General features: G+C 51.8%; 21 protein-coding genes and 1 tRNA gene. 14 read left to right on the top strand and 8 right to left on the bottom strand.

All coding sequences use genetic code 11. From position 1 onward, the window contains the following. Positions 1-12 precede the first annotated feature (12 nt). Entirely contained in the window at positions 13-951 is a 939-nt protein-coding gene (locus tag KIS30_07480) for a sugar kinase (GenBank protein ID MBX8646580.1), read from the top strand. Positions 952-1,348: 397 nt separating this feature from the next. Then, the gene (locus KIS30_07475) at positions 1,349-2,029 is read left to right on the top strand and encodes a hypothetical protein (protein MBX8646579.1); all 681 of its coding nucleotides are present in this window, start codon (positions 1,349-1,351) and stop codon (positions 2,027-2,029) included. A gap of 44 nt (positions 2,030-2,073) precedes the next feature. Here the strand turns inward: KIS30_07475 and cca are convergent, their stop codons facing one another. Continuing rightward, positions 2,074-3,438, bottom strand: coding sequence for a CCA tRNA nucleotidyltransferase (gene cca / locus KIS30_07470; GenBank protein MBX8646578.1), 1,365 nt, complete (start codon positions 3,436-3,438; stop codon positions 2,074-2,076). 509 nt (positions 3,439-3,947) lie between these two features. On the opposite strand from cca, the gene KIS30_07465 reads away from it, so the two are divergent. The 8 genes from KIS30_07465 (at position 3,948) to KIS30_07430 (ending at position 10,756) form a co-directional block, all read left to right on the top strand. Next, positions 3,948-5,651, top strand: coding sequence for an ABC transporter permease subunit (locus KIS30_07465; GenBank protein ID MBX8646577.1), 1,704 nt, complete (start codon positions 3,948-3,950; stop codon positions 5,649-5,651). Positions 5,652-5,740: 89 nt separating this feature from the next. Then, positions 5,741-6,484 (top strand): ABC transporter ATP-binding protein, encoded by a 744-nt coding sequence (locus tag KIS30_07460; protein ID MBX8646576.1) that lies wholly within the window; start codon positions 5,741-5,743, stop codon positions 6,482-6,484. A 199-nt stretch (positions 6,485-6,683) separates the two neighbouring features. Beyond that, positions 6,684-6,959: a winged helix-turn-helix domain-containing protein gene (locus KIS30_07455; GenBank protein MBX8646575.1), complete on the top strand. Its 276-nt coding sequence runs from the start codon at positions 6,684-6,686 to the stop codon at positions 6,957-6,959. Beyond that, complete coding sequence (locus KIS30_07450) at positions 6,952-7,284, top strand: hypothetical protein (protein ID MBX8646574.1); 333 nt, start codon at positions 6,952-6,954, stop codon at positions 7,282-7,284. Before KIS30_07455 ends, KIS30_07450 begins: the two co-directional genes overlap by 8 nt. A gap of 129 nt (positions 7,285-7,413) precedes the next feature. Beyond that, positions 7,414-8,148, top strand: a complete 735-nt coding sequence (locus tag KIS30_07445; protein ID MBX8646573.1) for a hypothetical protein — start codon at positions 7,414-7,416, stop codon at positions 8,146-8,148. 15 nt (positions 8,149-8,163) lie between these two features. After that, positions 8,164-9,117, top strand: coding sequence for an ABC transporter ATP-binding protein (locus KIS30_07440; protein MBX8646572.1), 954 nt, complete (start codon positions 8,164-8,166; stop codon positions 9,115-9,117). Then, positions 9,117-9,893: an ABC transporter permease gene (locus KIS30_07435; protein ID MBX8646571.1), complete on the top strand. Its 777-nt coding sequence runs from the start codon at positions 9,117-9,119 to the stop codon at positions 9,891-9,893. Before KIS30_07440 ends, KIS30_07435 begins: the two co-directional genes overlap by 1 nt. Before the next feature lie 11 nt (positions 9,894-9,904). Beyond that, positions 9,905-10,756 (top strand): hypothetical protein, encoded by an 852-nt coding sequence (locus KIS30_07430; protein ID MBX8646570.1) that lies wholly within the window; start codon positions 9,905-9,907, stop codon positions 10,754-10,756. 21 nt (positions 10,757-10,777) lie between these two features. Here KIS30_07430 and pyrH read toward each other — a convergent pair whose 3' ends face one another. Then, a complete protein-coding gene (gene pyrH, locus KIS30_07425; GenBank protein ID MBX8646569.1) occupies positions 10,778-11,515 on the bottom strand; it encodes a UMP kinase in 738 nt (245 codons plus the stop codon). Between the two features lie 81 nt (positions 11,516-11,596). On the opposite strand from pyrH, the gene prf1 reads away from it, so the two are divergent. After that, the gene (prf1, locus tag KIS30_07420; protein MBX8646568.1) at positions 11,597-12,835 is read left to right on the top strand and encodes a peptide chain release factor aRF-1; all 1,239 of its coding nucleotides are present in this window, start codon (positions 11,597-11,599) and stop codon (positions 12,833-12,835) included. Further along, a complete protein-coding gene (locus tag KIS30_07415; protein MBX8646567.1) occupies positions 12,832-14,532 on the top strand; it encodes an arginine--tRNA ligase in 1,701 nt (566 codons plus the stop codon). Before prf1 ends, KIS30_07415 begins: the two co-directional genes overlap by 4 nt. Before the next feature lie 96 nt (positions 14,533-14,628). Here the strand turns inward: KIS30_07415 and KIS30_07410 are convergent, their stop codons facing one another. From KIS30_07410 to KIS30_07395, 4 genes are all read right to left on the bottom strand, one after another. Further along, positions 14,629-17,817, bottom strand: coding sequence for a PKD domain-containing protein (locus KIS30_07410; protein MBX8646566.1), 3,189 nt, complete (start codon positions 17,815-17,817; stop codon positions 14,629-14,631). A 187-nt stretch (positions 17,818-18,004) separates the two neighbouring features. Next, positions 18,005-19,162 carry a formate--phosphoribosylaminoimidazolecarboxamide ligase family protein gene (locus KIS30_07405; GenBank protein ID MBX8646565.1) on the bottom strand — a complete coding sequence of 386 codons (1,158 nt, stop codon included), beginning with the start codon at positions 19,160-19,162 and terminating at the stop codon, positions 18,005-18,007. 72 nt (positions 19,163-19,234) lie between these two features. Continuing rightward, positions 19,235-20,884 (bottom strand): MFS transporter, encoded by a 1,650-nt coding sequence (locus tag KIS30_07400; protein MBX8646564.1) that lies wholly within the window; start codon positions 20,882-20,884, stop codon positions 19,235-19,237. 239 nt (positions 20,885-21,123) lie between these two features. Further along, a tRNA-Gln gene (locus tag KIS30_07395) sits at positions 21,124-21,196 on the bottom strand. Between the two features lie 215 nt (positions 21,197-21,411). On the opposite strand from KIS30_07395, the gene KIS30_07390 reads away from it, so the two are divergent. Both KIS30_07390 and KIS30_07385 read left to right on the top strand, forming a co-directional pair. Continuing rightward, a complete protein-coding gene (locus KIS30_07390; GenBank protein ID MBX8646563.1) occupies positions 21,412-21,852 on the top strand; it encodes a hypothetical protein in 441 nt (146 codons plus the stop codon). Positions 21,853-21,943: 91 nt separating this feature from the next. Next, positions 21,944-22,426, top strand: coding sequence for an adenosine monophosphate-protein transferase (locus KIS30_07385; GenBank protein ID MBX8646562.1), 483 nt, complete (start codon positions 21,944-21,946; stop codon positions 22,424-22,426). A 14-nt stretch (positions 22,427-22,440) separates the two neighbouring features. On the opposite strand, the gene KIS30_07380 is transcribed toward KIS30_07385, so the two are convergent. Together KIS30_07380 and KIS30_07375 are read right to left on the bottom strand one after the other, a co-directional pair. Further along, positions 22,441-23,397 carry a threonine/serine dehydratase gene (locus KIS30_07380; GenBank protein ID MBX8646561.1) on the bottom strand — a complete coding sequence of 319 codons (957 nt, stop codon included), beginning with the start codon at positions 23,395-23,397 and terminating at the stop codon, positions 22,441-22,443. Between the two features lie 14 nt (positions 23,398-23,411). After that, the gene (locus tag KIS30_07375; GenBank protein ID MBX8646560.1) at positions 23,412-24,290 is read right to left on the bottom strand and encodes an NAD+ synthase; all 879 of its coding nucleotides are present in this window, start codon (positions 24,288-24,290) and stop codon (positions 23,412-23,414) included. Positions 24,291-24,346 lie beyond the last annotated feature (56 nt).

The raw sequence follows: 24,346 nt of genomic DNA, 5'->3' as shown, positions 1-24,346 counted from the left end.
CATTCCGGCTGCATGCGCACCGGGTATGTCGACAGGAACAGGCGTTTTGCCGTCTCTGCATTTGGAGAGCCGATGGCCGAATTCTCCTCAGTTGGGAAAGACAGATACGGGCTGAGCTTCAGCGGAGACGCCGTCAACGTTGCAACATCAGTCGCACGGCTCGGCCTTAAGCCGTGTGTGATTTCGGCCGCAGGCGACGACCACTTCGGAAGAGCATTGCTGGAGTTCATGGAATCGCAGGGCATCAGCCTGAGCGGGATGGTGACGGTAAAGGGAGGATTCACCGGCCTGTATTTCATCAGTCTGGGGAAAAACGGCGCACATGAATTTACATACTACAGAAAAGGGAGCGTCGCCTCGGCCATGCGCATAAACAGGAAACAGATTGAAGCCATAGGCGCTTCTTCCATCTTTCATTTCAGCGGAATCGCACAGGCCATCAGCAATGAGTCCAAGAAGGCAGTGTCTCTCGCACTAGATGCTGCCGTACGGGCCGGTTGTTTCATTTCATACGATGTGAACTTCAGGCCGGCACTGTGGACGAAAAAAGATGCAGCAAAGGCACTTGAGTCCGTCGCGTGCAAAACAGATGTGATGTTCATCAGCTCCGAAGATTACGGCATGATGTATGGAAAGAGCAGTGTTTCAGCGGCGATTGACCACCTCAGGGAGATGGGTGTCGCGAACATAATATACAAATCCGGCGAAAACGGCTCAATCGCGGATTTTCAGGGAAGGCGGCGCATAAGACAGAAAGCATTTCGTGTGAATGCTGTCGATGCCACGGGAGCCGGAGATGCGTTCGATGCCGGCTTCCTTTCTCAGTATTACAGAACCGGCAGCGAGAAGGATGCGATGGCCTTTGCATCGGTCAACGCGGCGCTGAAGTGCCTGAAAAAAGGCGGAACGAGAGGGTTGCCAACCTTTGAGAGTGTCATGAGAAAAATGTAAAGGGAAAGGCGCAAAAAAATGGCGGCCCGGAGGAGACCAGGCCGTCGGGATGGGTTGCGCCAGTTAATCATGAAAAGGAGAGAGGACAGCCGTAGAGCCGGTATATAGCCTGCCAGCTGCAGTCCTCGTCTTCCTCGACATCATCTGTGTATTCCGATACCACGATTTCTGTCATATTGAATGTTATCAGGCAGATATGGTATTTAAAGGAGGGAGGGGGGAGGTCCCCGAAAGATGCACCAATGTCATCGCATAGCGCCATCGATTGAGTCATCCGACGTCTTCTTGATGTGTGAGTATGTGCGCATTTAGCGCTTTAGGTCCCCACAGGATTGCACAGGCGCGGCTGCTTCGAAGGATGGAAATGTTTTAATCATGCCCATGTTAATGGACGGCCGTGGCCAAGAAGAAAAAGGCAGAGGAAGAGGAGGATGTCTTCGTACCTCCGGAATTCAATGAGCGTGAATATATTGAGAAGGATCTCAGGGACAGCAAGATCCTGATTATGACTACAATCTGGGGGCTGGTAGCAGGACTGAGCGCTGCGGCTTCGACCATCTTTGTAAATAATTCTCCGCTCGGTTTCCTGCTCATCATAGTGTTCATCGTGGCGCTTTTCAAGCTGGTTTACCGCCTGCTTAATGTCGATGTGACACGGTTCAAGCGCTCCGATTACGTAATCAAGGTGGCAACTGTTCTTTTCACCGCGCTCGCCATATGGATACTGTTAGTCAATCCGCCGTTCTATGTGATGACGCCGCCATCAATCCGCAGCGTTACCATTACGGAGAATACTGCATCAGGCTGGCAGCAATATCCGGCCAATGGCTCAGTAGCGATTCCTGCAGGGACACTCAACATTTCTGCAGCCATACTTCATGATGGAACTATCACCGTCTGGATTCGTATAACCAACAGTTCCGGTGCATCAACGACTCATCGCATGACTCTCAAGAGCGGCAATACCTACAGTTACGTGCAGGATTTTGGTCCGGGATCTTTCGGTTTCACAATTATCACAGAACTGCCCAATGGCTCGAAAACAACGAGCGCAAATTATCCGATAACTGTTTCCTGATATCATTGGCACGGAAAAATGGAATGATGCTCACAAAGTAGCCGTCACTCCCACGGGAATGCAGGTGCGAGTAATTCTGACAGGATCTTTTTATTCTCCTCGACAAGCACATCGCTACCGGCAACGACAGTGGTCTTTGACTTCAGACGATCCAGATCCGCCCCGGTGCTAAGCTCGTTCAGCATGGATCTGACGAGGTTTTCCGGCAAGTCGAATTCTCTTGCCTCCTCTGAATACAGTACTCCGTCGACAACGACGATGCTGCCGCCATGTTTCCTGTGCTTGGAGATGAAGCTGTCAGCCGTCTTAGCCCAGCCCGGGGGTCCGGTTCTGAGCCAGAAGGAGGGGTGAACACCGTTCTTCATCTCGAACAGCACCCTGATGTCGTCCTCGGCCAGATACGTAGAGCGATTCACGTCGAAGCCGTATTTTTCGAGCAGGGCGGCAATGCTCTTCTTTGCCTTGACTATCTGCGGGTAGAGGTTGTCGTCTGTGATGTCGGGCTTTGGAAAAGTGACCATAAGCAGTCCGTGGCCAGATGACGCGGAAATTTTCTTAAGCTGGGCAAGACTCAAAAGCTTGCGTGCGGTCGGATGGAAAAAAGTTATTGACGGTTTTTCCAGATAATGCCTCGCTGCGATTACGGCTGTCGCAAATGAATTTCTGTCCAGTGCGGCCGCAACATTCCTGTCGCTGTCCACAGGATCAGGCACGACGATGCTTGACTCTACGGTCCCTAGCTTACTGCCGAGCGATGCTCCGGGAGGCAGTATTGCCGCACCCGGACTCCAGTCAGCCATGTTCCTCAGGACCCCGCGAAAATCACCCAGTGAGAGAACGAGCAGTTCGCAGAGATATCCTGAAAAACCCCGGATTCTGGTATCCGCGCCATAGACACCAATGCCTTTGAAAAATCGCTTGAGCAGTCTTATTTCATCCTTCTGTTTTGACGAAGCATGACCGTTGACATAAACAGTGTGGAAAGGTGTCCTGTCGACCGCAGACATCTTCTTCGAAGAATCCTCAATCCGGTAGCAAGGAACGAGGTCAATCACCGTCTTACCTATCTTTCCACGGACATAAGGGTGTTCCGCATACTTCAGGACAGGTTCCTGCAAAACAGCCTTTCCAATCGCTATGCCCATCTTTTCAAGATTGCCCCTGGTCACACTTATCGGGAACCGCATGAATATATCCACATCCGGATCCTTGAGACATGTTCCCTTCGCAACGGAGCCCACAACAATAGGATCAACGGGACCGACAGATGGAAAGTTAAGCCGCACATACGTTTCGACATCAGAGACCACACCGGCAACCGCAGATTGAATGGCATCCATCTCAGCACTCGAAGGAGTAATGGAATCCAGAACTTTCTGCTCCAATCCATCCCTTCTGTCTTTCTCCATAGTTTGACACATGCCGATTGAATGAAATAAAGCTATCACTGGCTTTGCAGAGCTTCTACACTTACTACTGCATGTTAAGGAAGGGGTGGAAGCAACATCTCTGAGTTTCACAACTTCAAGAAGGAGTACCAGGTCCGAAACCAATGTGGTGGGGATAAAAGAGTTTGCTTAGGAGGAAAGTTGAGCCATCGGTCCCGGAACACTGGCACAAATATTCTGAGACGTAAACATAATATATGAACATTGTTAATTGCTTTGTGCCAAACAATAAAAAGGCGTAACAAAAATTGCTATTTTCGAAATGCAGAACGTACATTACAACTGCATAACGAAATTTTTACGGAGAGATGCAAGTGGCATCTCAGCGGGTTGCTCGCCGAGAACAGGATGCGGCCGGATACGATCGCCTGGACCGGTCGCGGCCCAGTTGAGACTGGCAGAGCGATGAACAGTTCCAGAAAGATAATATCCATTATCGGATAATACGCAGCGGTCCTGGTGGCGATCTTATGAAAAAGACAGGCAGACTCATGATTCTTTTCGCCGCCCTTGCCATCCTCGTATTATCGGCCGTCACCAGCAGGCAGGGACAGCTGATATCATTCTATGCGATACCATATGATGCGCTGAGGAGCATGATCAGGATGACCGCGGCGTACATCGCATCCATACTCTTTTCGTTTGCATATGCCTACGCAATGTACGCGAACAGGCATGCTGAAAAAATACTCCAGCCGATACTGGACATCCTTCAGTCTGTACCAATACTGGGATTTTTTCCCTTTGCCATATTCCTGTTTGTGAGGGCGGTTAACGGAAACGAAATAGGATGGGAATTCGCCTCCATTTTCCTGATATTCACCAGCATGACCTGGAACATGACGTTCGGCATATTTGACTCGTTTGTAGGGATACCAGAGGATCTGAAGCAGACATCTAAGCTGTATGGTCTTTCGGGCTGGAGAAGATTCCGCGATCTGTATTTTCCCGCCACCGTTCCCAAGCTCGTTTACAACAGCATGATGTCGTGGGCGGCAGGCTGGTATTTTCTCGTTCCTGCGGAGTATATCGCATCCGTAGCGAAAGGCGGCGCCGTGCTGCCCGGGATAGGCTCCATGCTCTACGTGTCTGCCCAGAAGGGTGACATATCGCTGATGACAGCAACTTTTGCATTCCTTATTTTGATCATCGTGATTATGGACATAGTCATCTGGAGACCTCTCAATGCATGGTCCGAAAAATACAAGTATGAATATACTGCGGTATCCACCGGCACACATCAGATCAACCAGTTCCCGATGCGCCGTTACTTCCAGTGGATTCCCGTCAGATCCGGAACGGGGAGGGCAATATCCGGAGCAGTCAGAAGAGGAGCGGAGGGATTCAACACTGCCGGTCACAAAATTGCGACCTTCTATGCAGATACCCGCCGCGTTTGGAGATACGTCTTTGCGGCAGCGGGCATCATCATCGTCGTGGGTATTATTGTCGGCGCAGTTGAAGCAATTTCATCAATATACAAACTTCTGATTGTTTCTGGAAAAATCTATGCTGCAGTACTTCCGCTGGCGCTCGGCCTGTCGCTGGCAAGACTCGTGATTGCGTACATCATTTCGCTTGCCATTGCGTTACCTCTGGCCATAGTGTCTACACGCAGGGGCAGTGGCAGACTGATTATGCCGATAGCTGAGATCGTCGCTTCAGTTCCGGCAACCGCCGTCTTCCCGATTATTGTGTTCGTACTCATCGGCGTAACACACGGACTGAATATACCTGCCATACTCCTGATTACGACAGGCATGGTCTGGTATCTGTTCTTCAACCTTGCCGCAGGCATGAGAACGATTCCATCGGAGATTATCGAGGCTGCGAGAAATTACGGCCTGAAAGGAGGTCTTTATGCGAAACGTGTTCTGCTGCCTGCAATGTTCCCTTCGCTGGTGACAGGGAGCATTACCGCTTTCGGCGGAGGATGGAATGCGCTGATCGTGTCGGAGTACGTGCAGTCGATATCGCCAAACACGCCGCCGTATTCTGTTCTCGGCATCGGTGAGTTAATCGACAGGGCGGCATATGCAACCCCGCCGAATACACCCCTGCTCATTCTTTCCCTGATTGTCATGATTCTCGCCGTTATTGCCATCAACAGACTTTTCTGGAAGAGACTGCAGGGCATTGCCGAAAGGAAGTACAGGATCGAGGGCGTCAGCTGACGGAAGTACATGCTAGTCACCGTGCACTTCGTTTTATATCAGTTTCTGTTCTATACTCCAACTCTATCGGGTAAGGAGGAGACGCGGTCATGGAACTGCTGCGTGTCAGGAATCTGTCCAAGAAACTTGTGGTCAACAGGACCCCGTTCGTGATACTCGACGACATCTCCTTCGACGTGAAGGAGAGGGATTTTGTCTGTATTGTGGGTCCTTCAGGCTCGGGGAAAAGTTCCCTGTTGAGAATCATTGCAAGACTAGATACACCCACGGAGGGAACGGCGGAATTCAGCGACAAACTGGGCAAGAATGTTGTCGTCTCGATGGTATTCCAGTCATTCGCCCTGTTCCCGTGGCTCACTGTCGCGGAAAATGTCGGAATAGGACTGGAGGCAATGAATGTCGGCAAAGAGGAAAGACACGGAATTGTGAAGAAATATATCGACATCGTTGGGCTCAATGGATTTGAGGATGCATATCCGAAGGAACTTTCCGGCGGGATGAAGCAGAGGGTGGGCATAGCAAGGAGTCTGGCAGTCGACCCGGACCTCCTCTGCATGGACGAACCGTTCTCCTCACTGGACGTTCTCACGGCGCAGGGTCTCAGAGATGAGGTGCTGATGCTGTGGCAGAAGAGCGATCTGCCGCCGTCTGCCGTTCTGATGGTAACACACAACCTGGAGGAGGCAGTTTACATGGCCGACAGAATAATAGTCATGACACCGAGACCAGGAAAGGTGAGCTGCGAAATGGTCGTCGACATACCAAGGCCAAGGGACAGAAAGAGTCCGGAATTCCTTGATTTCGTCGATCAGGTTTTTTCAAAGATAGTCTGATCTGTTTCTTACATATCGCGCCTCCATGAACTATGGCATCAACACAGGCGAGCGGGAGCTCCGGGGCATCACGGGTAGGTCTGCACTGCGCCAGGGTTGCGATGTGCAATAGATACAAAAAGTTATATATATCATACTTTCTTTACATATGCGATAGACTGTGGTAGAAGTACGCAGTTCTCAGGAGCTGTTGAAAATTATGAAAGTTCTTGCAAACCCGGTGAGGTTGAGAATAATAGCATCGCTTGAGAGGGAACCTAAACACATATATGCGCTCGCGAAGGAACTCAACCTCTCATATCCGCTCGTACATCTGTATCTTGAATCGCTTGAAAAAGCAGGACTCGTCTCCGGAACAACTGAAACCGGCCGGGGCGATGAAAGGGAGAGGAAGACATACATGATGTCCAGATTCAGCATCCATCTGACACCGGCGTTGATCAGGAAACTTGAGGAGGCCGAGAATAATGGTTAGAAGCATGCGCGATCCCGTGCTTATGCTTCCATCCATAGCCATGACAGTTGCCGTGCCGGCACTGGCATTCTATTTTATGACGCGCGGCCTCGATATAATCGCCGGCACAGTAATAATCGTATTCGCAATAATAGGTGCTATTGTTCTTGGCGTCGTCGGCATTGGTGTTTCGTCCGAGGTTGAACACAGCTCGTACCAGGAAGAGCTGGAGTCGCTGAAGATACTGAGAGCATCGCACCGCGCCATGCTGGAAGAGATGGACGAACTTGTCAGTATGCTCGGGCACATCAAAAATACGCTCTCTCCGGAAAAGAGGGATGCGTAATGCAGAAGGATTACAGTTCGCTGTCGGATCTTGAGGTTACTGAGCGGCTAAGGCAGAGAATGAGAGAGGCGATTGCCACGCTTTCCCAGATTGACAGATTGCTGGGCGAGATAGCGGGAAGGGAATAGAGTGTCGGAGAACAGATTTGATCGATACTACGGAGGAAAGCAGGAGGAGGGCGGCTTTACGCCTCCATCGGAATTCGGCACTGAAACGCTGAAACTCTCGGGAAGCTCTAACATTGAGAAGGCAGATGCCCGTCTTATTTCTATTGCAGGCAGCTGTCATGTTACAGATTATGCCAGGTGCAAGACATTCGATGTCAGCGGCTCTCTGCACGTCGGCGGGTCGGTATCAGCGCACTCGATCTCGTTTTCAGGTTCCGCAGAAATCGGCGGAGGACTCCGGTGCATCAGTGCTGAAACAAGCGGCAGCTGCAGAATAAACGGCGCTTCAATGGTGCGTGATAAGATGCGTGCGTCCGGTTCAATCAGTTTCGAGGGAGGTTTGAGATGCGGTGAACTGACGGCGGAAGGGCATATCAGAATGCCGTCACTTAATGCTGAACTTGTGAAGATTGACGGAGTCGGAAGCATCGGCACCATCACGTGTGCAGGCGCAGATATAAATTCAGGCAGAGCGAGGAACACATGGCTGAAACTGATGAGTGGAAGGTCGCAGGAACTGAAAGTGGAAACGATGACCGTTGATAATGTAGCAACGCTGGGAGCATGTAATATAGCAGAGCTCACCACCGGCAGCGCCAGACTCCTCAAAGGCTGCAGGATTGGCACCCTTAGATATAGAGACAGTTATGACGCGGAAGACGGTTCGACCATCGGCAGCGCAATCAAAATTGATTGAGGACGAGTGCTAAACGTGACAGAAGAATTTGTGATAAATGCAGAGGAGCTCAGATACACCTACAACGACAGGCAGTATGCTGTAGACGGTGCGAGTTTTGGCGTAAGGAAGGGAGAGATATTCGGCTTCCTGGGCAGGAACGGTGCAGGGAAAACGACTACGATAAAGGTGCTCACGACGCTCGTCAAGCCCACGTCCGGAAAGGTGGAGGTGCTCGGCACGGACGTGCGGACCGGGGGGAAGGCGCTGAGGCGCAGGATTGGTGTTGTCCTGCAGGACGATTCATTTGATTTCACCACGGTGGAAAAAGCATTGGATATCTATGGCGCCCTCTGGGGCATAGGCAGAGAGCAGAGGAAGAGCAGAACAGAGGAACTCCTTGATTTTTTTGAGCTGAAAGAGGAGCGGAGGAAAAGACTCTGGGATCTTTCAGGCGGACAGAGAAGGAGAGTGCAGGTAGCCAGAGAGTTCATGCATGACATGGAGTTGCTATTTCTTGACGAACCCACAGTTGGTCTAGACACCGTGACGAGAAGAAAGATACTGGACATGGTGAAAGGGCGTGCGGCGGAAGGACTCACCGTATTTTTCACGACGCACAATCTGGAGGAGGCCGACTACATCTGCGATCGTGTCGCAATTATCGACAGAGGGAGAATACTTGCGGATGACACAGTCTCCATGCTGAAGAGGAGATACTCGGGATACAAGACGGTCGAGGCTTCGTTCGGGGAGGAGCAATCCGTCATAGAGACAGCCCTTGCATGCCTTGACGGCGTAAGAATTGAGAAGCCCGCCGGCCCCGGAGAACCGTTCAGAATTGTAGGCAATGAACCCGAGGAAACGTTAAGGAGAATCGTTGATCTAACGCTAAAAAACGGACTCCATCTCAACTGGCTCAATGTGCATCCGGTCACGCTTGAAGAGGTCTTCCTCCACACCGTCAAAGAGAGCGTGGAGGCATCCTGATGGACCTGATGAATGCGTACAGACTCGCCAGAAGGAATGTGCAGGTGAACACGGACCCCGGCACTCTGGTCTTCCTGCTCCTCATGCCCACAATATATCTCATTTTCATGGGCTACATGTACGGGTCGCTAATAAGCAACCTTTCTGTGGGAGGACATTCAGTGAGCTATATCAGCTTCCTGTCCCCGGGCATAATTGCCTTCCAGACACTGACTGCCGGCTCCGTAGCGGGAAGCATGCTCTGGTCTGACAGAAGGTATGGCATGTTTGAGCAGATACTCTCCATACCCTACACGAGAGCGGAGTATCTTCTGGGCATCATATTCACAACCATGGCACTTTCAATATTCGGTGCGCTGGCCATGCTACTCATCTCGCTGGTTATCGGTGCCCTCGTGTCCATCACCGCCCTGGGAGTGGCGGCAATCATATTCAGCCTGATTTTTGGAAGCCTCTTCTGGGGATCGTTCAATCTGGCGCTGGCTGCCAAATCAAGGTCGAATCAGATGTATAACAGCATACAGGTAATCATACTCTTTCTTGCAGGTTTCGCGAGCACCGTTTTCTATCCGATATCCGCGGGAACGCCGGCTGCACTTCGTTACATTATGGTCTTGAATCCTCTCACGTACATAACAGACACAATCAGGGCTGGATATGTTTCGAGTTTCAACACCGCGTTCCTGGGAGAGGAGGCAATACTTGTTGCAGAAACGACATTCATTTTCATACTCGCGGTGCTGCTCTACAGGAATGTCAGAGTAGGCGTGAAATGACGGTGCACATCATGCACGGCATCACATACATAATTTCGGCGGCGGACGTCGCAAGCATGAACATAGGCAACAGACTCATCGAGCAGGCATCCCTGTCGGTGAAGGACGAGGCAGAGGGATACACACACTACTCAGGCGGCGGATGTTCGGCCGTGGCCATACCCGGCATACACATCCATGCCGAGCACGTGGACAACGAGATTGCAAGACTCTTCGGACTGAGACCGGATATACTGGTTTTTCTCTCAACACACAGATCGGAGAGCGGCTCGCCTGCTGTCACGCTGCATCCTGTGGGAAATTTCGGAGAAGCAAGGCTGGGCGGGACGAACCGGCTGCTGGTTCCATCGCCCGCAGCGTACATGGCAGGGAGACTTATGGGCCTGAAGGACGCGTTCAGGGATACGAAGTATGCGGTGACATTCGAAGCAACTCATCACGGTCCCTTCGTCGACATGCCGGCAATGTTCGCGGAGATTGGCAGCGACCAGGCAGCGTGGGAGGATCGGGATGCGGCGCGGCGCCTTGCGGCAACGCTGCTCAACGGCATCGACGCAGATGGCAGGGTGGCCGTCGGTGTCGGCGGAGGGCATTACTGCCCGCGTTTCACGGATCTTGCACTGAAGAAACAGTTGAACTTTTCCCATTTCGTGCCGAACCATCAACTGGGCGTGGTGGACGATGTCGTTGCAGACGAGATCGTCAGGAAGAGCGGCGGCGCAACGGTTGCCGTAGTGCACAGATCCAGGAATTTTGCTGCAGAGGCGGACAGAGTATGCTCTCTTCTGGAGGAGAGGGGGCTTGCAATAACGGACGGCTCAGATGCGCCGCCAAGGAACAACGGCAGCCGCATACAGCCCTGATGCGATCGGGGCAGCAGCACACTAGCGTGAAGGGGAACCGGAATTAGCGGCTGCATCCGAAGGCGGTTGAGCAGACGTTATCAGCGTGCCGACGAACGGCTGCCCCTTTATTGCATTGGACAGCTGCTGCAGGTCCCGGCCGAACACTACGGCCGTCTGAATCTTGCTCCTGCTTATCAGTTTGGCACCGAGCGGATCGAAAATGAAGCTGGAGCCGGCCTCCATCTTTGCGTAGACTACTTTCTCGAGAAGTTCCTTGAATGTCATCCTGTCTATCCGCTTCGCGGCCGGATTCGTCTTGGGGTCTTCGGTGTATACGCCGTCGACGGATGTCGCGTTTACCAGGCGCGTAGCCTTGATCTTTTCGGCAGCGAGAGCGGCGACCGCGTCTGTTGTCTGACCCGGATGCGTTCCGCCCATGACCACAATCGGATAGCTGTTTGAGGCAAGGCGTGCCTCATCGATGCTCTCCGCCGGCTTGTAATACGCCTTGTCGCCGAGCGCCGTTATCAGCAGTCTGGCATTAAGTCTGGTGACTTCTATTCCCAGCTCATCTAGAGAAGACTCGTCTGCGCCTAGCGACCTGCCGATCGTTATATAGTAACGGGCAATCTTGCCGCCGCCGCAGACTACTAGAAATTTATAAACAGGCAGCATATCGAGAAGTGTAGAGGCGAGCTGTTTAATGTATGACATGTCTTCGTTATCCGGAACCAGTATAGAGCCGCCGATGGATATGGCAATTCTTTCCTGCACCATTTGACAACCTGTCCTTCCTACGCACTTTTGGCATATGGGGAGAGATTTTCTTAGTATTAAAAATCAACAGACGTGAATGAAATGGAAATTACGGAAAAACAGAGGTACGACTTCAGACGGGAGATAGAGAGGATTGCCGCTTACCGTGGCAGGGGAACGGAGCTCATATCACTCTATGTGCCCGCAGGAAAAATGATTTCCGACGTGGCAAACTACCTGAGAGAGGAACAGTCGCAGTCCTCGAACATCAAGTCGTCGTCCACGAGGAAGAACGTCCAGAGCGCCATCAGCTCAATACTGTCGAGGCTGAAGGGATACAAGATGCTCGCGCCCGAGAACGGCATCGCATTCTTCGTCGGTACTGTCCCGAAAAACGGTAATAGTGATCAGACGACGATGGTTCAGCACGTGATAGAGCCGCCGGAACCGGTGCCGACATTCCTGTACCGGTGCGATTCCAGCTTCTATCTGGATCCGCTCAACAGCATGATCGAGGTCAAGGACGTTTACGGCCTCATTGTCATAGACAGGAAGGAGGCGACCATCGGCTTTCTGCGCGGACAGTCGATTCAGGTGGCAAAAAACATGCACTCTCAGGTGCCCAGCAAGCACAGAATGGGAGGACAGTCTTCGCTCAGATTCGAGCGGCTCATTGAGATAGCCGCGAATGAGTATTACAAGAATGTCGCCGAAGTGTGCACCAATGTCTTCCTGAACGTGAAGAATCTGAGCGGCATACTTGTCGGGGGACCGGGCAGCACAAAAGACTTCTTTGTCAAGGAAGGATACCTGCACTACGAACTGCAGAAGAAGGTCATAGACACGTTCGACGCAGGATACACGGACGAATATGGCCTAAGGGAGCTTGTCGAGAAGGCGAGGGAAAGGCTCAAGGATCTGGACATCATGAAGCAGAAACTGCTCATCGAAAGGCTGCTGTCAGAGATAAGGAAACCGGACAGCGGCCTGGGTGCATACGGCCTGAAAGAAGTGGTTGGTGCACTCAATGCCGGCGCGGTTTCGCTGCTGCTCATAAGCGAGGGTTTGAAGAAGATGATCAGGGAATATACGTGCAGTAGTTGCGGTAACGTGATGAATGTCACAAAATCTGACGAAGACAGCACTGCACCGCCGTGCGAGAAGTGTTCTGCCCAGACCACGATGACGGGCGAGAAGGATCTCGTTGACGAACTCTTTGAAAAAGCGGAGCAGATGGATACGCAGGTTGAACTGATATCCTCCGAATCTGAAGAGGGTAAGATGCTCATGACCGCCTTTTCAGGCATTGCTGCCATACTCAGGTACAGGACGGTAACATGATCATGGATCCGATGGAACCTTATGTAACAGAGGCGAGGCATTACATCACGGCAAAGGTATCCTCATTATACAAATCAGAGGCAAAGGTGGAGCTGGAGATACCGGCAGCCAGGGCTGATATTGCCTTTCCGTGCTTCACGCTCGCAAGAGCGGCGGGCAAAGCACCTCAGGAAATCGCTGCCGAAATCGCTGCAGGTTATACCGGAAAGAAGCTGAAGATGTGGGCCGAAAACGGTTATCTGAACATCAACGCTGATCCGGTCTTACTGGCTGCCGAAACTGTCGGAGCGATTGGAGCGTCAGGAGAGAAGTACGGCAGGTCTGCGCAGCAGAATGAAAAGATTATCGTCGAGCACACATCCATAAACCCGAACGGGCCCATCCACATCGGCAGGGCAAGAAACGCTCTGATAGGCGATACCCTCGTGAGATGCATGCGCCAGGCCGGAATGAAAGTCGAATCGGAGTACTATGTCGATGATGCAGGCAAACAGGTTACGACGCTAGTCTGGGGGGTGCAGCACCTGGAAGCGCCTGCAGAAGACGGACGCAAGAAAGATCACAGGCTTGTCGATTACTATATCCGGGCCACTGAGCTGGCCGGGAAAGACGAAAAATGTGCAGCGGAAATACAGGAGATGCAGAGGAAGCTCGACACGGGGGATCGGGAAACGGTTGCGTCGGTGAGGAAGGTTGCCGACGATGTGCTGGATGGCATAAAGGAGAGCCTTTCGGGCATCAATGTGCAGCTTGACACTTACTCATATGAGAGCGACCTCATACTGAGCGGAAAGGTAGCCGGCGTAATAGAGATGCTTAAGCGACTTCCCGAAGCAAAGGAGGAAGGCGGTGCCTGGTACATACCGGTCGGGGGAAAGGACGGAGAGGACAGATTCTACTTCACAAGAGGCGACGGCACAAGCCTTTACACGACTAGAGACATTGCCTATCACCTTGACAAGTTTTCAAGGGCGGACAGACTCATTGATGTACTCGGAGAGGACCAGAAGCTTGGCGTAAGATTCCTCTCAGCCGCGCTGAAACTTCTGGACACAGGAAGGGAGCCTGAATTTCTCTTCTATTCATTTGTCACGCTGCCTGCGGGGCAGGGCAAGATGTCGACGAGAGCAGGCTCATTCATTCTGCTCGACGATATCGTTGAGGAGGGGAAGAGAAAGGCAAAGGAGGAAGTGCTGAAGAGACGCCCGGACATATCTGACGATGAGGCGTCCGGCATTGCCTCCATAGTGGGCGTCGGCGCATTGCGCTACAACATAGTGAGGCTGCAGGCTGAGAAGAAAGTCGTCTTCAGATGGGAAGAGGCACTGAACTTCGAGGGCAACAGCGCCCCTTTTGTGCAGTATGCGCATGCGCGTGCCTGCAGCATACTGGAGAAGGCCGGCGAATGGAGTGCGGGCAGTGTCGCCTACGCGGAGGACGCCGAGCTCGCATTGTGCAAGCAGCTGGCCCTCTTTCCGTCCATACTCGGGGAAGTCGCACGTTCCATGGCGGTGCACAGGATAGCCGTCTATGCGCACGAGCTTGCTTCGCTGTTCAACCAGTTTTACCGCCTCGTTTCTGTCCTGAAGGCACCCGCAGATACGAAGATGAGCAGGCTTGCACTGGTGGATGCGACAAGACAGGTGCTCAGCATTTCGCTGAACTGCCTCGGCATAGAGGCGCCGCGTTCTATGTAAGCACACGAAACAACATGCTGAATGCGGACGACCGGGCGGCGGAACAAAATAGGTGAAAATGAAGAGGTTTGAATCAATCCGTTTTGCGCAGTGCGGTTACTTGCCCTTGCGCTGATCCCTGCCCTTGTCGTAACCTCTCTTCGGCATCCTTCTCCGCAGTGCTATGGCAGCGATTATGCCCACAATTATGATCACTATGCCGGCATATAGCGCGTAGACCTGCAGCTGTGACTGGCTTACGCTTATCGGTTGCGTGGCCGAGTTGTCCAGCGCGGATATTAGCTGGTACGTTGCGGATGTCTGTGCCTTCACCGTGAAGTTTCCGAAGGTCGTCGGCGTCCACCTGATTGTGCCGTAAACGGTCTCATTTGCTTTTATGACAGATACCGCCGTCTTGTTCGTGCCGTTGTAGAATGTTGTAATCACACCAATCTTTGTCTTGGCGCCGCTTTCCGATGCTATGGCGGTGAGTGTCACCTTGGGGGATGTCGCATTGGCGTTGCCTATGTTGATGATAGAAACTGTGATCTTGCCTGCACTTCCCTGTACGAATGACTTCGGACCGAAGGTTATGTTGATGACGCGCAGATCAGGTCTGGGCTGAGATGTGACGGCAAGCGCATAGGTGTAGCTGGCCTTGTTGCCTGCCGGGTCCACGACTGTCAGATTAACGGTGAGCGGAGTGCTGCTAATTGCAGTGTAAATGTGCGTAACATTCATTCCACCCTGTGCTCCAGTCAGGTTGAGGTATTTTTCGTAAGAGGCATTGCCCTTTGTCGTCGAATTGGTTATGTTGTGGGCATCGCCGAAGTTCCATTCGAACAGAAGCACGGAATTGTTGAAATTCGGATCTGTAGTGGCTGAAGCGTTGAAGTGCACTGTAGTGTTTTCCTGAACACTGCCTGCAGCGGAAACCCACTTGCTGTTGCGCACGATGAACGATACGACCGGTTTCAGTGTCTTGTTGACCTGGACAGTCATGCTTGTGAGTGCAGTAAATCCGGCCTCATCTGTGACAGTCAGGTTGAGCGTGAAGTTGCCTGCCTTTGAATATGAGTGCGATGCATTGAGATTTGACTGGGTGTTGGAGACCACGGTATAGTTTTTCGCTCCGTCTCCCCAGGTGAAGTTGTATGAGACGATTATGCCCTGGTTGTCGCCCGGACTTATCGACGCCTTGGACTTCAGCCCGTTCACTGTGAACATGACGTCCTGGTTGGCATAGATTCTGCCGGAGCTCAGCTTGCCGTTGACAGGAGTTATCACAGCGCTGAGCGTTGTGTCGTTGGCAATCCTCACTGAAATGGTCGTACTCGCCTTCTGGCCCGTTACGGTCGTAGCTGTCAGTGTAATGTTAATCAGCACGCCCGGTGTCGTGTAATTTATCGAATATTCGTGCTGCACGACAGTCGTAGACGCGTTTGTGTAGGAAGAGCTGTAATTCGTGTTGTTCCAGTGCCATGAGTAGTAGAGAGGACCGCCGGACGGGTCATATGAACCCTGTGCAGTGTAGTTGATAGGTGTCCTGGATTTGATGATGTAGTACTGCACAACGCCGCTCTTCATGTACGCATAGGAATACGTTCCCGTAACTGCCGCGGCCTTCACCACGGGTATCTCACCGGATTTGATAGTCATTGAGACGGTAGCATAGCCGGTGCCCGTGACGGTCGTGTAAACCGTGACGGTTCTATAGCCCGTAACCACTACATCGCCGCTTGGCACATTGGTTGAATTTGACGACAGTTCGAAACCGGGCGGCAGTTGAATAGTGCTGATGAACTGCATCTCAGTGCTGTTGAACGGTGCCAGGAAAGTGCCGGAATATGAAGAGGTGTTGGCGAGAAGACTGCTCGACAGCGCGGAATAGGAATCGGAGGACACTATGGACAGCGGTGACGAACTGTTCACATAGCTTGCTGCGAAGCCTGGCATATGAAGACCGAAGGTCGATTCGTTACTCAGGTATGTGGTAGAGTTGACGGACCAGAGATTGTAAGTTGTCGTGTATTCGGGTCCCAGATTCGTGATAGCGGACAGCGCGTCAGCCACAGTCGAACCGTTGACTTCCGGATAGCCGTTGTTGAATGCCAGCGCGAACTGCATCCTGGCACTCGGGACATACGCATATGGAAGACCATTCACGGCGCTTCCTGCATCCAGCGTTTGATTGAACGTTATGTTCAAATCGCGCCAGTTCGGAGACGCCTGTGAGTATGAAATGGCAGTCGAGGACAGAGGTGCAGATGAAGAAAACTTGCTCGGAAGAGTTATTGTTCCCAATGGGTATGAAACTGCAGACGGTACAGTCACGTTGTGCAAGTACGTTGCCTGGCCGGTCGCATTAACTGCAATAACATAGCTTCCTGCTGGAACATAAAATGTTGCGAAGCCGGACACCACATTCGCAGAAAACAGCCTCGTCTGGATTGGCGTGGATGTGCTTGCATATGCAAGCATGTATCCGGTGATGCCTGACGGCACCGTCCCTGAGCTCGTCTCTATGCTTGCGTAGACGTCGACTGCGGACGGAAGGGTGAGTGTAACGGTAGAGGGAGTTGGCGAAGTAAGAGTCGCGAACGAAGGAGCAAAAAATACATCACTCTGGGCATAGGTGGAATTTGAGTTGTTGATGCTCGCTACAACAGTGTAATTGTATGTGTTGTTGACGGTAAGAATGAGTACGCCTGTTTTGTTAGTGTATCCGGAATAGAGGACCTGGTTTCCTTCACCAAAGTTGTTGTTATAAACGAGTCCGTTTTCAATGAACTGGACATATGCGCCCTTGAGTCCTCCGCTGGCACCGTTGACTGTGACTGTGACAGCTGTTCCCGCACTCCTGATCTTATAGAGCGTTATAGGACTGTTGACATTTGCAGTGTCGTTGAATCTTACAGGCTTCTGTATGGTGCCTGTGAAGTATCCCGGTGCGGATGCATTCACCCAGTAGTAACCGGGTGCGAGACTCCCTGTAGGAGCACCGTATATGTAATACCCTATAGAGCTGCTGAAATTAAGTTTGTATGACTGCGACGGATGATGTGTGTTTGTCACGAACACGTTGGCGTTGGACAGCGGTGAAAAGACCGCGCCGTTTGTGGTGCCGAGCACCTGCACATCGAAAATGTAGCTGCCGGTCCCGCCGTTTGGGGACGCCGCGGATGTCTTCTGGTCAGGCTTGACGCCTGTCGTGCTTGCTGCAGCCCATATCGCGGCTGCGGATGATACAACCAATATCATCACGAGCAATATGGACATTGTCTTTCTTAGTGCTCTGCTTTCCATTAATACTTCCTCCGAATGCCTCGAGTACATCTGGAGTCGCTGACGCTAGATGTACTGGTGTTCGAAGACAACTTTTTGCGGACTAAATGCTACCACTTAATAAAGGTTGTTGAAGAACCAGAAACAGACATGAGCGTTTTGTGTGCTACCAGCCATGTTCGCTGCCACATAACATCGGACGGCACAATCATGTGACAATTTCACTAAGCCTTCCCTCGATCGCCGCACGCCTGATTTCCATGGCTATTCTTCTGCCCGTGCTGACATTGGTGTTGTAGAGCATATTGCCGTAAGGATGGCCTGACCATATGTGCGCATTGGTGCCTCCGCCGATCCTAGGCGCAACGTCGTAAATGTAAAAGTCCATATCCTTGTCCACGCAGGTCTGCAGCGTGAACGGGCCGATGATGCCCGGAGCGTAATACTTCCTTGCAGCGGCAACGTACTTTTCCCCCAGTTCAAATGCCCTGTCGAGCAACGACTCTCTGAGCGTTGCGCTGTTGTGCCCGACCACCGTGTATTCCGGTATCTTCTGTGAATCCTGAAGCGAGAGCTGCTGATCAGCCGGCAGGCGAACATGTCCGTCCAGAGAAGACTCGAATCTCCAGTCGATGCCCAGCAGCTCGAGCTTCTCTCCTTCGTCCTCCAGCGGCGAATAGAAGAAATCGAGATTGAAAACCGGACCGATGACATAGCGCTCGATCCTGGCGTGAGCGAGTGTGTCGCTGTCTATGACGCCTGCACGGATGAGTGCGGCAGACTTCCTATCATATTCTTCGCTGCTGGACGCAGTGAAAAACCCTCTTTCCAGCTTTTTCTTCGCGTGATGCAGTTTCACAATGGACAGAAAATTTATGTCTGACGGTGCATCGATCTTATCAGGGTAAGGAAGGCCCGCTTTCTCAAGGAGAGTGTAATAATTTTCCTTCTCCTCCCTTTCTTCGCTCCTGAGCAAGTTCCTGGAGCCGAATAGCGGGACAGAAAAATTGTCCTCGATGTCGCCTATACCGCAGTATGATGTAAACGACCTGTTCGGCACAAACACAGTGTTGTTTTCCCTGAGTTTTACCATATTTGTCTCATGCAGAATGTCAGAGAATTTCTGAAAGGTCATCGTGCTGTCGACTATCCCTCTGCGCGCCTTTCCGCCAGTCACTCCTATCTTGCGCAGGTATTTCGAGTACACAGCATCGCGCCCTTTCTGCAGCACAACCAGTGATCTGAGGGATTCCTGCGCTGCACCATCGAGCACATCAATTGCCGAATGAGAGCCGAGTACGCCCACTCTGACACGTTCCGCTTCGTACCCTGTGACCGTTTCCTGCATCTTCTTTCTGTCAATCATTTCAGCACGGCAATAGACGTAAAGTCATAAATAAAGAAATCACACGCCGATGACATAACAGGCATTACGGTTTCAGCTGTCCTCGGCTTTTCCCGAAACATCATATGAGGTTTCGATTGCGAGATTGGGGGAAGTTCCCTTTGGCCTCAGGATGGAAGGAAACAGAGCCAGGATTACTACAACGCTGAAAATGGCGAATACCGAATGGAATGATCCCATGAAAGTGCGCCACTGGGCCTGATAGGCGGCACTCTGCACCACGGATGCAGGAAGATTCCTTACGGTACCGACGAAGAGTGTTATGAAATTCGATATTTTGACTGTCGTGCCGATGAAAACAAATGCTATTGTGAGCGCCATCATGCTTGCCACATTGAGCATCGTCGAATTTGTCGCTGCGCCGACCCCTCTCTCATTGGCGCTCATCGAACCCATCACAGAAGAGATATTGGGCGAGCCGAAAAGTCCTCCGCCTATGCCTGCCAGTGCCAGTACGCCTGACACTTCGAGCGGGGGCGCGTTTTGGGGCAGAACGCTGAGGAACACCAGCACCACCGCCGAAAGGATGACACCGGCGGTAGTTAGGCCCCTGTAACCGACCCTGTCAGAGAGGACGCCGCTGATTGGGCCGACAAGCAGGAAGCCAAGACTCATTGGAATGAGCTGCAGCCCCGCGTTAAACGCGCTTAGTCCCTTAACACCTTCGAAATAGAACACCAGGAGGAACATTATGCCGCCCCTTCCAATCGCAAGCAGGCTTGACGCCAGCACACCGGTTGAAAATGCCCTTCTCCTGAAAAGCGAAAACTTCATGAGAGGATACTTGGCGAAATGCGACTCGTTGATGACAAATGCGACCATCAGCAGAGGGGAAACAATGAACCCAACGTAACTTAACAGCAGATATGGGTGGAACGTCGAATAGAAAATGCCGGATGAGGCTGACAGACCTGCAGTCATGCCGCCAAGGGTGTAGAAGGTTGAACCGAGCAGAAGGGATGCGATTGAGCCCGAAAACAATACGGCACCGATTGTATCAAGCGATTCGTTACGGCTCGGTTTTGAAACTTCATGCAGCCTCTTATAAGCCCAGACTGTGGCGAATATCCCGATAGGAACATTGATGAAAAATATGTATCTCCAGCTGGCCACCGAAGTAATTATGCCGCCCAGAACAAGGCCAAGAATGCTTCCGCCCACACCCGATACCATGTTTGTGCCCAGCGCGAGACCTCTCTGGTTTGATGGAAAAGCATCAGTCAGAAGCGCGGCAGAATTTGACCAGAGCATTGCGGCACCGACGGCCTGGAACAACCGGAACAGCACGAGCTGCAAGCCTTCGGTGATTAGCGAATTAGGTATAATTATGCCTGAAAAACCGGCGAGCAGAGAGCCAATCGTGAATAAAGCAAAACCGGCGTTGTATATTTTCACTCTTCCCTTCAGATCCGCAAGCCTGCCGAAGAAAATCAGGAGAGTTGCAGTAATGAGCATATACCCCATCAACGACCATATTACGTAGACAAAGGAATCTGCACTGGCGATAGCGTAAGCGGAAGAGGTCAGCGGGGCTGTACCACCGGGTGTGTGCCTGAGGACACTGCGCAGAATGTAGGGGAGGGAAATTATCACTATGCTCGTGTCTATGGAGGCCATCAGCATTGCTATGGTAGTATTGGAAAGAACTACCCACTTGTAATTATCAGATTTTACGTCATTCATACGCAATTCGCCGGATATCGGTGACTTTCCAATCAAAGCCATTATTTGAACTATTTGAATCTGGAAACGCTACCGCTGAAACAAGAGTGGCGAAGCGATACCCTCACGATCAATGCGCAAGCCTGTTTGCGCGTAAAGCTTGATTGATCTTACACATCGCGACAATCCATGGAATTTATTCAACCACATGAGGAATTGAAAAATGGCACGAGTGACGCACAGCTGGAACGTGCGCGGAGTAGCCCCGGGCAGATTCGAACTGCCGTCGCAAGATCCAGAATCTCGCATGATTGACCACTACACTACGGGGCTAAAATGCAGTCACCACAAGAACTGAAATAGTAAATAAAACTAATCTGAGAAGACTGCTGGTTGCCGACCGGCAAGGTATCATGCATTATGCGCACAATAAGGAAGAGATGACAGTCTGAAGAAGACGGGCGTCGGAGCCAGTGTGCCCCGCGGTTTTTGCTGGCACTCGAGTCTCATCGAATTAATTTTATACTGCACTATCAATAGGCCAGTTCATGTTAGACAGCGATGCAAACACGGCAAAAACACTGACGCTTGTGGCGATAATATTGCAGGTTGTGTTCTTCGTGATAGGCATTTTTGCAGTTGCAGCTCTTGCTGTAATCACCACTGGCGTTACGACAACCACAAACCCCGGTGGGACTATAACAACTACTGGACCGGTTGGAGTAAGCATATTTGGTGTGGTGTTCGGAGGCATTTTCCTCATAGGCCTTTTGTGGATACTGCTTGACTACTTCCTGATATACAAGAAACTGGCAGAGGATAAGGTCGAGGAAGCTGAAACACCGGCGCTGGTCCTGGGCATCATCCAGCTGATTTTTGGTGGCGTCATAACAGGCATACTTGTAATTGTCGCATACGTGAAGATAAAGGACTCAGTGAGGAACAGGGCGCGAGGCACAACTCCTCAGCAGCAGAGAGCATCAAACTGAGAAATCGAATTGCAAACCTTTTCCTGTCTTTCAACAGGGCGTCTTTCAGAAACAATAGTCATATTAGCTCATTCTGCAATGATTGGTCTGCATGATTACGGACATCGTCGAAGTGGAGAAGACTGACGCGTCGAACGTCATACTCGCTCAATCACATTTCATAAAGACTGTGGAAGACGTTTACGAGGCACTTGTGACGGCGGTACCTGGCATAAGGTTCGGCATAGCATTCAATGAGGCCTCCGGACCCCGCCTGGTCAGGACGGAAGGCAACGACATGAAGCTTACGGACATCGCGGCAAAAAATGCAGAAAAGATTGGAGCTGGTCACTTGCTTGTAATACTCATTGAAGGCGCCTTCCCGGTAAATGTTATGCATTCGCTCAAATCAGTGAGCGAGATCACGACCATTTACTGCGCATCGGCAAACAGATTGAGAGTTGTCGTTGGCAGGGAAGGCGACGCAGCCTCCGTGCTTGGCGTGATTGACGGAGAATCGCCACTCGGACGGGAAACAGAGAAGGACCGCAAAGACAGAAAAGAGTTCCTGAGGAAAATAGGATATAAACTGTAAAACTGCAGCACGGTTCACTCAGTGAGCGACTTGAGCAGAGAGTCGGAAACGTTGCCGCCGGAAATTATCAGTGCAACAGACTGTCCCCCCTCGCCGAAAATCTCTCTTCTGTACTTCAGCAGTGCTGCAACTGTTGAAGCGCTCGCAGGTTCCATGAGCACTCTGGAGTTCTGCCACATCTCCTTCACTGCCGACATTATCTCAGCGTCGCTGACCAGCAGGATTCTCCTGACACGTCCTGCCAGTATGCCGACGTTGAGTGTTCCCGGAGTTGAAACGGCTATGCCGTCAGCGACAGTTTCCGACTTAGAGGTCACGGGCTTGCCTGCGCTGAGCGATTCGTACATTGACCTTGACTTCTCAGACTGCGCACCTATCACTTCTGTTCCGCTGACATTGTCGTAGGCAAGAGCAATGCCGGAAATCAGGCCTCCTCCGCCCACCGGCGATATCACATAATCACATCTGGTCTGCGCCTGTATTTCGAGGCCCGCTGTTCCCTGTCCGGCGATGACCAGCGGATCGTCGAATGGGGGTATCATTGTCATACCCCTGGTTTCGCTGAGCCGTTCAGCGGTGGCCATCCTGTCATCGGTCGTCAGACCGCTTATCACAGTCTCGGCACCCAAACTCTTTATCAGCCTCAGCTTGGATTCGTTCACGTTTTCTGGCAGCACAATTGCCGCCTTCTTTCCCATTGCCTTTGCCACGTACGCGACAGCGAGGCCGTGATTGCCTGAGGATGCAGTCACTACACTATCCCCGGTGACATGTGACATCTTGTTGGAGGCACCCCTGATCTTGAATGCACGCACGGGCTGAAACATTTCCATTTTAAGGTACACGTCCGCGCGCAGTTTACCGGAGAGATAGTAATCAAAGAACAGGGGCGTCCTGATGCAGTGGCGATAGACAACTCTGGTCGCGTCTATGACGTCTTTCCTGCTGACTTTCACTTCCGTCCTGTCCACAATACCGCTTCCCGCTACCAGTCCGTTCCGACAGCCCTTATGCCAATCTTCGGTATCGGCGCTGCACTCCTCTTATGACTGCTGCTATCCACCATGGAAAATACCCTGTCGACGATGTCACTGCGGATGCCTGTCCTCCTGACAACCTCAGGCGCAGACATGTGGTTTTCCATAGCTAACAATATGCTGTCAAGTTGTTCGTACGGCATCCCCAGTTCACCCTCATCGGTCTGCCCTTCCCACAGCCCCGCGCTGGGACTCTTTTCCAGAAACCTGGATGGCAGTTTGAGCTGTGATGCGAGCTGCCTCACCTCCGTTTTGTACAGATCGCCTATGGGAAGAAAGTCGACAGCGCCGTCACCGTACTTTGTGAAATAGCCGGTGAGCAGTTCGCTTTTATTGCCTGTTCCGGCCACCCTGAGGTTACGCATGTTTGCAACAGCGTAAAGCAATATCATCCTCACGCGCGCTTTTATGTTTCCGACCACCCTGGCGTCCGAAGCGCCTATCGCGCCTGCCACGAGAGAGACTTGACTGCTTATCACAATCCGCCGAACCGGTACACCGAGCGAAGTTGCATACTCGCCTGCATCCTTCTCGTCGGGACCCGGAACTTCAGAGTCCGGAAGCAGTAACGCCTCGACCCTGTGTTTTCCCAGAGCATCGCAGCACAGCTTCATAACGAGGGCAGAATCTATGCCGCCGCTCAGCCCGAGGACCACTCCGTCCGCACAGCTTCCATCAACTTTTTCTCTGATGAAAGCGATTATGGCATCATAGGCATAATCCCTGAGAGATGGTTTCACAGACCCGGTGTAGTATGGGAATGTATCTAAAATTGTCGCCTCAGTGACTCTGTCAACTTTTCCTTGAAAAGGTTGACTTTCCCCCATCTGCTCCACGGATTACCGGCATCATCCTCTCTTCCGCCGGGTTCCGTCTCATTGCT

Origin of the sequence: Candidatus Sysuiplasma acidicola, assembly GCA_019721035.1 — an archaeon.
Taxonomy (GTDB): Archaea; Thermoplasmatota; Thermoplasmata; order Sysuiplasmatales; family Sysuiplasmataceae; genus Sysuiplasma; species Sysuiplasma acidicola.
The sequence above is the reverse complement of the archived record's forward strand: the minus strand, read 5'-3'. Positions and strand labels throughout refer to the sequence as shown.

Bases quoted from the DNA above. Each gene is read 5' to 3' on its own strand.
- KIS30_07460 (MBX8646576.1), top strand. From the start codon at position 5,741: ATGGAACTGCTGCGTGTCAGGAATCTGTCCAAGAAACTTGTGGTCAAC.
- KIS30_07430 (MBX8646570.1), top strand. From the start codon at position 9,905: ATGCACGGCATCACATACATAATTTCGGCGGCGGACGTCGCAAGCATG.
- KIS30_07465 (MBX8646577.1), top strand. From the start codon at position 3,948: ATGAAAAAGACAGGCAGACTCATGATTCTTTTCGCCGCCCTTGCCATC.
- pyrH (MBX8646569.1), bottom strand. From the start codon at position 11,515: ATGGTGCAGGAAAGAATTGCCATATCCATCGGCGGCTCTATACTGGTT.
- KIS30_07405 (MBX8646565.1), bottom strand. From the start codon at position 19,162: ATGATTGACAGAAAGAAGATGCAGGAAACGGTCACAGGGTACGAAGCG.
- KIS30_07435 (MBX8646571.1), top strand. From the start codon at position 9,117: ATGGACCTGATGAATGCGTACAGACTCGCCAGAAGGAATGTGCAGGTG.
- KIS30_07455 (MBX8646575.1), top strand. From the start codon at position 6,684: ATGAAAGTTCTTGCAAACCCGGTGAGGTTGAGAATAATAGCATCGCTT.
- prf1 (MBX8646568.1), top strand. From the start codon at position 11,597: ATGGAAATTACGGAAAAACAGAGGTACGACTTCAGACGGGAGATAGAG.
- cca (MBX8646578.1), bottom strand. From the start codon at position 3,438: ATGGAGAAAGACAGAAGGGATGGATTGGAGCAGAAAGTTCTGGATTCC.
- KIS30_07415 (MBX8646567.1), top strand. From the start codon at position 12,832: ATGATCATGGATCCGATGGAACCTTATGTAACAGAGGCGAGGCATTAC.
- KIS30_07400 (MBX8646564.1), bottom strand. From the start codon at position 20,884: ATGAATGACGTAAAATCTGATAATTACAAGTGGGTAGTTCTTTCCAAT.
- KIS30_07480 (MBX8646580.1), top strand. From the start codon at position 13: ATGCGCACCGGGTATGTCGACAGGAACAGGCGTTTTGCCGTCTCTGCA.
- KIS30_07410 (MBX8646566.1), bottom strand. From the start codon at position 17,817: ATGGAAAGCAGAGCACTAAGAAAGACAATGTCCATATTGCTCGTGATG.
- KIS30_07375 (MBX8646560.1), bottom strand. From the start codon at position 24,290: ATGGGGGAAAGTCAACCTTTTCAAGGAAAAGTTGACAGAGTCACTGAG.
- KIS30_07385 (MBX8646562.1), top strand. From the start codon at position 21,944: ATGATTACGGACATCGTCGAAGTGGAGAAGACTGACGCGTCGAACGTC.
- KIS30_07390 (MBX8646563.1), top strand. From the start codon at position 21,412: ATGTTAGACAGCGATGCAAACACGGCAAAAACACTGACGCTTGTGGCG.
- KIS30_07450 (MBX8646574.1), top strand. From the start codon at position 6,952: ATGGTTAGAAGCATGCGCGATCCCGTGCTTATGCTTCCATCCATAGCC.